Below are 9,197 nucleotides of genomic sequence, written 5' to 3' on the forward strand. Positions count from 1 at the left end.
ACTCTTCGCCATGGCGCATATCTCCATTCGACCTGTTCGAGATAAAACGCACCGGCCTAGAATCGGTTGTCATGTTTTTTGTAAATCTCAATAATCCCCATCTTTCTCTGACCGGTTGCCTAATGGCATCTAGAACGTCGAGACGTCCTCTCGATCCTTCGCCTCACCATAGGCGAGTGCAGCCTCGGCAGCGGAGAAGAGATCAGGCCTACGTTAAGCTCGTACGATTGCACTGTCACGAAGCCTTCTCTAACTGGCCGCCCGTCCGTGCGAGTTATCTTGTACCGAACTGAATACCCAGCGACATTCGCCGGGCTCTGTGGATCGTGTTTGGGCCCTGCCAAGATCGAAAAGGAATGGTCTCAAACGATGCCATCCCGACGAAATTTCGTCTCCATGGAGTACAACCATTCCGAAATTGCAATTCCGATACCGCACCGGCAAAAGCGGGTTGGTGCGACAAATCACTCATCCACACCCAGAATCACATCCACCGCTGCCCTACCAGCAAGCTCCGCGATGAGATGCGCCCAGCGTCGGCTAAACGGTCCTCCGTGGACTTTCACTCGCTTGCCAATCGCAGCGACCCCAGGCGGCCTCATCGGACCTTCAATCTGAAACCAGGCGTCGAACATATCTTCGGACGTGTTCACAAGGGCAACACGGATTTCGAATCCCCGGTATTCAGTAAGCCAATCCATAGTCGAGCCGAGATCATTCACCATTCGTTTCACTCCCAGAACCATGTTTCCCGGCATTCGGCATAGCAAAAACACACGACACCTGTGAACTCGCTACAGTGGACATCGACTCGGAGCGGCGTAAGACTCACTTTACCGGCGCTCATAGCCATCTGAAGTTCGGAAGCAAGTCGTTGTGCTCGTCGACGTTGACCCCACCCAGTGCCTGAATGGTACGCTTCATGAGGTCCTTGGACTTCGAATCGCAGCTGACGACCATCAGCATCTTTCCAGGTGTGAGTCGTAGCTTTTTACTCGCCAGACCGAAGCGCCGGATCCTGGCGCCAACCAGCCCGCCAATCCACCAGCCAATCATGCCGCCAAACATGAGGCCACCCACGAAGGCGACAACGCTCGCTGCCGGGCCTGCAGGAGCCCCGTACGCGAGTATCACCGGCACTGCCGCGATAACACCCACAACAAAGCCACCGATCGCTGTTTCTTCACGATACGTGGTCTGGCTGAGTTCCGTCCTCGGCAGCCCTTCAACGGGCTGATTGTCGCCCTGGACGAACCACGGTCCTCCGACGAGTTCCGACCTGTTGAACAGCTCGCCGAGTCGCGCCTGTGCCAACTTTGCGGTGGCCACATCATTCAACGTGAAATATAGAAGAGTACGCATAGAGTTACCTCACTCCGACCTGGCCGTTACTCCCCTCGATCCGTCGAAACCATGCAAGGATCTCAGCACGAAGGCCCCACTCGCTGGAATTGCGGCGAGTGCAGGTCGGGCCACCCTTCATAGCCGGTGAGATCCCAGTCGACAACTGGCATAACTGATGGGGTCGTCGAGTGGGTGTCAAGCGTGCAAAGCCAAATCTTTGCGCACGGTGTCGTAGCGCTTGCGTGGCAAGCATGGCCTTGTGAGCCGCTTTCACAACGGCAACCGACACGATATCCCCCCTCATTGTTTATGCGGCCAGCGGTGTTACTCGATTCACCATTCGGTGCGAAGGACAAGCGCCTCGTCAATCGCCCGGAAACGACGAACTGCCGGAAAGTCATGGCCGCTTCAATGTTCAGCGGAAATCCGTCATGGGATCCATGACCTTGTAGGACAGGCTCACCGAGAATTGGAGACGGTTTATCTCAAGCCTTGCGTTGACGATGATCTGAAGAAATGGAAAGAGTTGCGGACCGCGAAGATTGCTGTGGATTATCGTTCCAGTGTAGTGCCAGCGGTGGACCGACCGGTCCGCGTTTGCGGGCGCCGCGGGTGGGCGGCGCAACGCCTGCCAGGCCATTTTGTAAGGGCGTTGGGATGAGATGCAATGGACATCTATACTAATAGTTGCGGCGTCCCTGAAGCTACGTGCTTCTGGTTCGCCTACCACTCGTTTCCGGGCCTTCCCCCTCGACAACGTCTTAGGACTGGTGACTCCTGAAGTCACTCTCGGGGATTCCTGGAAATTTCATGCAAGATGCCACGCGGCGACCTCTGCTCGCTCACTCCCCCAGTAACCAAGGAAGCCGGTCGTTAGCCAGGATCGATGCAATCGATGTCCAGCGATTGGGATCCTTTGCCGCAATACCGATCGCCAGGTTGGTTGCCGCCTTCTTTGCTGTTCTTTCGCGTTTCGGGCCGGCCGGGCCGCGATCTCATCGTGACGATGATGCCGTAAAGATCCTCGGCAATTCGGGACGGATGGAAATGATTACCCGTTCGCAATGGAAGATCGGAGTCCACAGCGGTGGCGCTTGGTCACAACGGCCGCCACACAGCCAGCCCTGCAAGCAGTAAAGGAAATATCGTGCCGAACAATTCTGCGAAAACCACCTACCGGGCCATTCCCGCCATGCGCCTACTGCGCGACCGCCAGGTCGGCCAGTTGCCGAAGGGAAGCATCCAGAGATTTGGATTCATCCGCTTGGTGGCAACCCAATGGCATCAGGCAGCCATGCTGCTGATTGACTGGGATCGCGCTGTCAACGAAGGCTGGCCCAACCTGCGGTCGCCGTCCGGCCCCACAGTCAAGGGGCTCTGCACTGGGGCCTGGGCCGGAATGTCCGCCGGTTTGCCGGAAGTGGAAATTTAGATTGAGTGAGGTAACACCATGCGTACGCTGCTGTATTTCAGGCTGAAGGACGTCATCACGGCGAGGCTGGCGCAAGCTCGATTAGACGAGCTGGCCGGTACATCTGCACTAGTCGCGGGACCGTGGTTTGTCCAGCGCGACAAACAGCCAGTTGACGGATTGCCGAGGGTTGACGTCGGTCAGACCACATATCGCGAAGAAGCGGCAATCACCGGAATCTTTGTCGGCGCGATCGTCGCGGCGCTGGTAATTTTCAGATACGGAGTCTCTGCCGGTACGGGCGCCACTGCCATGGCGTATGTTGGCGCTATCGCGCTAGGCGCGATGATTGGCTGGTGGATCGGCGGATTGGTCGGCGTCAAAATCGGCCGCCTCGAACTGGTGCGACAGAAAGCGAAAATGGAACCGGGCCAGTTGATGATGATTGCCAGCTGCGACTCGAAATCCAAGGAGTCCACGAAGCGGATGATCAATGAGCTGGGCGGCGTCAGTATCGACGAGCACAGCGATGTGATGCCGAACTTCAGGTGGGTATGATTGCCAGAACGGATCTGCCAATGTACGGCCTCGGAAATATACGGTACGCGGCTAAAAAAAAAGAGGGCCAGTCCGAACTGATCCCAAGAAATTTGGACGGTCAAATCGCTAGGCGCCTAAGGGCTGAATCCTGTATTGCACTGGACTCAGCCCTTTTAGCTTCGGCTTGATGTGCTCTTGATTGTAGTGGATCGACCTGGTCTGCCTGAAGCTGGTCCAGATCGGCAAATTTGTTCACCGTGAAAAACTGGAAGCGTGCCCTGGTGAAAAAGCCAATGTTGCTGGTTCAGCCCGCATTCTGACTTGCCTATTCTGTAATCTTCCTTGGCCCGCACGCACGCCGCATGTACTGTGGAAGCAAGTCTTTCAGCGGGTACCACAAGGCGCGTCCGCATCTGGGATGTATGCAGGCGGCCGCGCGCCTGCGAAAGCCCGCAGGCAGGAGTTGCCATGATCGAAATCCTTGAAGGCTTCCCCGGCAACGTCGTCGCCGTGCGTGCGTCCGGCGAAGTAACACGAGATGATTACGAGCGGATTCTGATTCCCGCCGTGGAAACCACGATGGAGCGACACGACAAGGTTCGCGTCTACTATGAGCTCGGGCCCGGTTTCACGCGGATGGCCGCGGGTGCGGCATGGGATGACCTGAAGCTGGGGATCGCCCATTACTGGCACTGGGAAGCCATAGCCGTGGTGACAGATCATGACTGGATCCGCCGCGCAGTCGATGTCTTGCGCTTCGTGGTGCCGGGCCACATCAGGACATTCCGGGTCGATCAGGCCTCGGATGCGCGGGACTGGATCGTAAGCCCTCTCGACCAGCCCACGACTCGCCCGAGTTGATTCGAAAGCCATGACAGCGCATCCGGCCGCGCGGGCCTGCCGTCCAAGCACTGCTCGGGCATGCCTTGGTGCAGACCACAGCGGCCTACGCGAGGACCGACCTGGGCCAGTTGCGGACCTTTGTCGAGCAGAGATTTACCGAAGCCGCGCCGCAGCTCAGACGGTCCTGGCCTACGGGTCTGGCGCAGGTCAAGCGGGCCTTCCGCTCGATGAAGACCGTCGATCTGCACGTGCGTCCGATGTCACACTTCAGCGAGTCGCGCGTGCGCGTGTTTCTATGCATGCTCGCCTACTACGTCGAGTGGCAGCTGCGCGAAGCGCTCAAGCCACTGCTCCACGACGATGAGGGCCTGGCAACGCTGCGTGATCAGCGTGCCAATCCGGTGATGCCGACGCCGCGCTCCAAGGGAGCCGACGCTAAAGCCGCGCGCCACCGTACCGACGACGACCTACCCGGGCATAGCCTGCAAACGCTGCTGCGAGATCTCGCCACGTTGACCTATAACATCACCTCCACGAGCTCAAGCCACGCAGCGTAATGCGTAGCTGAAGGGGTCCCCTTGTTTTTCCTGCAAAAAGTATCGGTAGGAGATCGAGCACTGGCGTGGGACTCAGACCGTAACCGCTTGAATAGTTTACGATTTCTGTTCGTTGTCTGACCCGGATGGGCCTGGCACGGATTGAGCCGCTCATAGGCCGTCGCGGCGTCGAAAGCCATGACCGACTCCGAAAGCACTACTGTTCGAGCGCTTCATCTCAAAGGAGTTCGGCGAGCCGAGCCGCTCGATATCGACGGGGCCTTCAAACACCAGCACATACCAGCACATCTATGCACGCCGCATAAGCATAGTGTGGACACCGTGCTATTTCGCCGTGCTGGCCTCGCGCATGCAGAGGCAATTCCGCAATGCGCGCGCGGTGCGCTGGCAGAACCGCGTCTTCGGCAACGTGCTGGTCCCGGTAGGCGCCGCGCTCTTCTTCGTGCGCAGGCAGTCCGCCTGAGTCTTTATGCGGGGCATGGGCGTGCTGGTGGCACTCGGGCGGCGGGTTTGCTTCAATGAAGGCAGATCGCCATCGCGGAGACGCCCCATGCGCACCTTCCTGACGCCGCTTGCCCAGTCCCGCCACCGGCCGGCCCATACAGTGCCGCCGATCGAGGAGCCGCCGCCCCCGGGCATTCCTCCGGACTTGCCGCCGATCGAGCATCCACCGCCACCGGCGGAACCGCCAGTGGCGGTACCGCCGCCATCCTACGAGGAGCGCATCGCGCGCCGGTATTGAATCGCTTCGCCCACGTTCGAGATCCGCAATGATGCGGGCGATCTTTAGCACTCGAAAATACGAACGGGCGGGCCAACCCAGCTTTGTCATGGCCCCGCACAGCAGCGCCTCCGCTTCCTTTGCCCACCGCGCCAGTTGCCGTTCGGGCGCGGCCAGCACGTGGACCTCGGCGCTCGGCTCGCCCGGCGGGCCGTCCAGCATCTCCTCTGACAATGGTGGCCCGGTACCTGGTCTATGAGACCTTCCACTATTGCTGTCACGTCCACGACAATATTCGTGCACAACATGCCCGGATGAAGTACATGAACCTCACCTTTCCCGTCACCGACTGGTTGCTGGGCAACAGCGACCTGCGCAGAGGTCGGTTCGGTCCCCCCTTTTATCGCTACAGTGAGTATGTCAATGAAGAGCTCAGGCCCATCATCAACAAGTTCCATAACGACCATTCCAGCATGACCCTGGACGGACCGACGATAAACGCCGCTAGATGGCAGCCTGAGGGCGCGGCAACCACCTGCCATGAGAGGTATCCTTACGTTTCACGCAAGCTACCGATGAAAGCCTGTTGCAGGAGCCGGTAGCGGACGAGGCCTCGGTCGTCCGCTTCAGGCGCCATCGTGTGTCACGGGCGATCGATGCAGTCACCCTCCCTTCCCTACTGGCGTCCTCGGTGTATTGAGTTGCAAAATCGGTTCAAGCACGAGCGTTGCTGCTGTCATGCACACCCGATCCCGCGAAGTCGCGCTGCCAAGTGCCCCAACCCGGCCGCAGGCATGGGTGCGCCCTGCCGGGCGCGCCCAAAGAAAAGGCAGAAGCGAACGCTTCTGCCTTCCCTCGCTGACACACTCCACCGCCCCGGGATGCGAGCCCTTGCCGGCGGCAATGCCAATGCTTAGACGTGTTCGCCCAGGACAGACGCGGTCACATCGACGGCCACGTCAGTATGCAGCAACGCTGACCTCGTCGCCCACCAGCTCCAGCGGGCCGTTGGGCAGGCGCACCTGGGCCTTCTTGACCATGAGCCTTGGGTGCCCAGGGCTTCGGCGATGCCTGCGTTGGTGACCAAATCGAACTGGCAGCCGCCCACCGAACTTCCGGTCAGGACGTTCAGCTTCTCGCCTTCGGCCTGCACGGGCGGCCAGCTTCTGGGCGGCAGCCTTTTCCAGCGAACTCGCTGATGGCGGTTTGCGTAGCGCGGCGGGCCTTCTTGTTCGGGATCAGAAGTTACGGGCGTAGCCGTCCTTCACGCGAACGATGTCACCCAAGCAGCCCAGGTTGATAATTTTTTCCTTGCATCGTATTTTCCTTAACGGCCTGGGCATTCAGTGCTTGTGCAGGTCCGTGTAGGGCAGCAGCGCGAGGAAGCGCGCGCGCTTGATGGCCGTATCGAGCTGACGCTGATAGTGCGCCTTGGTGCCAGTCAGGCGAGCGGGCGTGATCTTGGCATTGTCGCCGATGAAGTCCTTCAGGGTGTCCAGATCCTTGTAGTCGATCTGTTCCACGCCAGCCACGGTGAAGCGGCAATAGCGCTTGCGCTTGAACAGTGAGCTTTCCTTTTTGAAAGGCTTCTTCTTTTTATCGCTACGTTTGATGAATGCCATGATTCAGTCCCTTACCGATGCCTTACCGATGCCTTACCGATGCCTTACATATCAGCGATATGGAAGACGAGAGCCTTGCCGTTGCGGCGCCTGCGAGCCCGCGGCGGTCAGGCCAGGTGCGAAGCGTGAGCGCAGTGCGGGGAAGCCCAGGCCAACTTACAGTAATACGACTCTCATTGTGCCCGATCGTGGCCGCCATGAAAGCCTGCACCACAACACTACTTGATGCTCAGGCCGCTACTGGGGTTTCGGCAGGCGACTGGAGTGCGGCCTTGTGGGCTTCTTCGCGCTGCACTTCATCATTGGCGACGGCGCGGTTTCGGCCTTCTTGGTCTGGACGATGGGGTGACGCAACACGGCATCGTTGTGACGGGCTACGCCGTCTCGGCCTCCCGCTCGCGGGCGGTGCTGGCGACGGTGCAATCCTGGTCAATGGGCCGAGGGATCGGCTTCGCCGCGGCCTCAGCCGGCTCGGCCTGCTCCAAGGATGTGGCCGTCACCGGGCTGGTTGTTTTTGGAGACGGACGCAGCCACGCCATCAACGCCGCCCAGCGCTCGTTGAGGCGAGAGCGAGGCGACAAGGTCGTCGGGGTATGCCGCTGCTGGGCCGCTTTCTCTCGCGGGCGATCCAGATCACGAATCCGGTAGCACATGGGATACCTCCTTTCGGAAGGCGGAGACGAAAACTCGTCCCCACGAGCATCGCTGCATTCCGGCGGGGGCGATCACTTCCAGTATGGAATGTGCACGCGCTGACCGCCACCCGAACTGGCTGTTTCACCTACCGGGGCACCCGGAGCAGCTATGCCACAGAGCGCGGTACTACGGGATACTGGCCGCTCCTGCCTGCTGGTCACCGCCCTCGCCTACCTGGCGTGGGCCTCGGGCCCATGCTGAATCCACTATCACCAGACGACCGCCCCAGGCTAATCCGCTGTCGAAGCTATCCAATCCGGAAAAACTCCACGCTCTGCCCCGCATTGACCGCCCGGCGCGGCCAGTCCGGCGTCTCACCCTGTCGGTCCCAGGTGAGCCCTTCGGCATTGCGGTAGCAGACCGCCGGCGACGGAGGAGGCGGTGGCGGATCAAAGCACCCCGCCGCCTTTAGTTCCTCCATCGTCAGCCCTGCCCGTCCCCAGTGAGCCTCTCGGCATTGCGGTAGCAGACCGGACGCGCGACGGATGGTGGCGGCAGCGGCGGATTGAAGCCTGCCGCCTCCAGTTCATCCATCGTCAGCCCATAGTCGGCCATCTGTGCCTGGATCCAGCGGATCGCGTCCGCCCGCTCAATTTCTGTTGCCGTCGTTGCCGTCATCGGGGTTGAGGGAGGTAGCAGGCACGCCAGGTTCTTCCTCCGCGCTCGGCGCCGGGCCGCCGGCCTTGCGCCGCCGTCCACTACCGCCATCCCGCTCGCGCTGCCAGCAGCTGGCCTGCGAGCGCCGCTTCGGCTTCGGCCCGCTCGGCCCGGCGCTGCGCCGCGGCGCGCCTGGCACGCGACTCCTCCAGCGCAGCGCGTAGCGCGGTCAATTCCGCCTCCAGTCGCGGCATCGCTTCCATCCGCAACTGCGCCTTGACCAATCCAGTGCACGCCCTTGCGCCAGCCTCTCTGCACATATAGGGGTGATCGTACCTTTCGTGCAAAAGCTGGCGGTGATCACCTGGAGAGCCGCTTCGGACAAGGCTATGCGTCTTCCTGCTTCTCACGCGGGAGGGATTAATGCAACTATTTGATGCGAAGGGATTTTTAGGCCCACACTGCCATATTTCGCACGAAAGGTACGATCACCCCTGCTCGCGCGCGCTCCAGCTCGGTCGAGAATTGGGTACGCAATTCGGGCCAGTTGACGGCCCGCGGCTGCAGCACCTCCGCCGGCGTGCCCATGTTTCCCTTGCGCACCAGGCTGTAGCGCTTGTTGGCAGTGGACGTAACACCGTAGCTGAAGAACAGCAGCCAGCACACCTCGCGGTACATCGCACGGGTTTCGGGGAAGCGGCTGCGCAGCTCGGCCAAGTCCGCCTGTAAGAGACTGCGCCAAAATGGGGGCGAACTCCGTTCCGTCATACTTGCTCATTCCTGCTCAAACAGGAACAAAGCTGACTTTCTGCTTCACTAAGGCCGGTTTCGCCATCGTCTTGCGACGATGGCCAGCGCCTTCCTCT

General features: G+C 60.3%; 11 protein-coding genes and 8 pseudogenes. 7 read left to right on the forward strand and 12 right to left on the reverse strand.

Going from position 1 to position 9,197, the window contains the following annotated elements; translation table 11 throughout:
- Positions 1 to 464: 464 nt before the first annotated feature.
- Positions 465 to 725, reverse strand: coding sequence for a hypothetical protein (locus tag RM96_RS31155; protein WP_443112290.1), 261 nt, complete (start codon positions 723 to 725; stop codon positions 465 to 467).
- A 118-nt stretch (positions 726 to 843) separates the two neighbouring features.
- Positions 844 to 1,362 carry a hypothetical protein gene (locus RM96_RS31160; protein ID WP_039015601.1) on the reverse strand — a complete coding sequence of 173 codons (519 nt, stop codon included), beginning with the start codon at positions 1,360 to 1,362 and terminating at the stop codon, positions 844 to 846.
- A gap of 1,129 nt (positions 1,363 to 2,491) precedes the next feature.
- Between RM96_RS31160 and RM96_RS31170 the strand changes: the two genes are divergently transcribed.
- Both RM96_RS31170 and RM96_RS31175 read left to right on the forward strand, forming a co-directional pair.
- Complete coding sequence (locus tag RM96_RS31170) at positions 2,492 to 2,776, forward strand: hypothetical protein (protein ID WP_052279855.1); 285 nt, start codon at positions 2,492 to 2,494, stop codon at positions 2,774 to 2,776.
- Between the two features lie 18 nt (positions 2,777 to 2,794).
- The gene (locus RM96_RS31175) at positions 2,795 to 3,313 is read left to right on the forward strand and encodes a hypothetical protein (protein WP_039015603.1); all 519 of its coding nucleotides are present in this window, start codon (positions 2,795 to 2,797) and stop codon (positions 3,311 to 3,313) included.
- A 108-nt stretch (positions 3,314 to 3,421) separates the two neighbouring features.
- Here the strand turns inward: RM96_RS31175 and RM96_RS40735 are convergent.
- A pseudogene (locus tag RM96_RS40735) lies at positions 3,422 to 3,502 on the reverse strand (IS3 family transposase); the annotation flags it as partial.
- Between the two features lie 261 nt (positions 3,503 to 3,763).
- Between RM96_RS40735 and RM96_RS31180 the strand changes: the two are divergent.
- From RM96_RS31180 to RM96_RS31195, 4 genes and pseudogenes are all read left to right on the forward strand, one after another.
- On the forward strand, positions 3,764 to 4,156 hold the full coding sequence (locus RM96_RS31180; RefSeq protein ID WP_039015604.1) for an STAS/SEC14 domain-containing protein: 393 nt from the start codon (positions 3,764 to 3,766) through the stop codon (positions 4,154 to 4,156).
- Positions 4,157 to 4,313: 157 nt separating this feature from the next.
- A pseudogene (locus RM96_RS38060) lies at positions 4,314 to 4,674 on the forward strand (IS1634 family transposase); the annotation flags it as partial.
- Between the two features lie 349 nt (positions 4,675 to 5,023).
- A pseudogene (locus RM96_RS38065) lies at positions 5,024 to 5,158 on the forward strand (lysine transporter LysE); the annotation flags it as partial.
- An 87-nt stretch (positions 5,159 to 5,245) separates the two neighbouring features.
- Positions 5,246 to 5,437, forward strand: a complete 192-nt coding sequence (locus tag RM96_RS31195) for a hypothetical protein (RefSeq protein ID WP_039015606.1) — start codon at positions 5,246 to 5,248, stop codon at positions 5,435 to 5,437.
- Here the strand turns inward: RM96_RS31195 and RM96_RS38070 are convergent.
- Positions 5,407 to 5,644 (reverse strand): annotated as a pseudogene (locus tag RM96_RS38070) (YifB family Mg chelatase-like AAA ATPase); the annotation flags it as partial. The gene RM96_RS31195 and the pseudogene RM96_RS38070 overlap by 31 nt on opposite strands.
- A 95-nt stretch (positions 5,645 to 5,739) precedes the next feature.
- On the opposite strand from RM96_RS38070, the gene RM96_RS39585 reads away from it, so the two are divergent.
- Positions 5,740 to 6,018, forward strand: a complete 279-nt coding sequence (locus RM96_RS39585; protein ID WP_193752559.1) for a hypothetical protein — start codon at positions 5,740 to 5,742, stop codon at positions 6,016 to 6,018.
- Positions 6,019 to 6,329: 311 nt separating this feature from the next.
- Here RM96_RS39585 and rplI read toward each other — a convergent pair.
- From rplI to RM96_RS40395, 8 genes and pseudogenes are all read right to left on the reverse strand, one after another.
- A pseudogene (rplI, locus tag RM96_RS38075) lies at positions 6,330 to 6,759 on the reverse strand (50S ribosomal protein L9).
- The gene (rpsR, locus tag RM96_RS31205; protein ID WP_039015607.1) at positions 6,760 to 7,038 is read right to left on the reverse strand and encodes a 30S ribosomal protein S18; all 279 of its coding nucleotides are present in this window, start codon (positions 7,036 to 7,038) and stop codon (positions 6,760 to 6,762) included.
- Between the two features lie 229 nt (positions 7,039 to 7,267).
- Positions 7,268 to 7,410: pseudogene (locus RM96_RS39075) on the reverse strand (30S ribosomal protein S6); the annotation flags it as partial.
- Between the two features lie 2 nt (positions 7,411 to 7,412).
- Complete coding sequence (locus RM96_RS39590) at positions 7,413 to 7,691, reverse strand: hypothetical protein (protein ID WP_039015608.1); 279 nt, start codon at positions 7,689 to 7,691, stop codon at positions 7,413 to 7,415.
- Between the two features lie 290 nt (positions 7,692 to 7,981).
- Positions 7,982 to 8,164, reverse strand: a pseudogene (locus RM96_RS40385) (H-NS histone family protein); the annotation flags it as partial.
- Positions 8,158 to 8,352: a DNA-binding protein gene (locus RM96_RS39080; RefSeq protein ID WP_039015614.1), complete on the reverse strand. Its 195-nt coding sequence runs from the start codon at positions 8,350 to 8,352 to the stop codon at positions 8,158 to 8,160. The pseudogene RM96_RS40385 and the gene RM96_RS39080, both read right to left, overlap by 7 nt.
- 80 nt (positions 8,353 to 8,432) lie before the next feature.
- Positions 8,433 to 8,585 carry a hypothetical protein gene (locus RM96_RS40635; RefSeq protein ID WP_274520254.1) on the reverse strand — a complete coding sequence of 51 codons (153 nt, stop codon included), beginning with the start codon at positions 8,583 to 8,585 and terminating at the stop codon, positions 8,433 to 8,435.
- Positions 8,586 to 8,862: 277 nt separating this feature from the next.
- A pseudogene (locus RM96_RS40395) lies at positions 8,863 to 9,099 on the reverse strand (DNA-binding protein); the annotation flags it as partial.
- Positions 9,100 to 9,197 lie beyond the last annotated feature (98 nt).

Origin of the sequence: Cupriavidus sp. IDO (genome assembly GCF_000812465.1) — a bacterium.
Taxonomy (GTDB): domain Bacteria; phylum Pseudomonadota; class Gammaproteobacteria; order Burkholderiales; family Burkholderiaceae; genus Cupriavidus.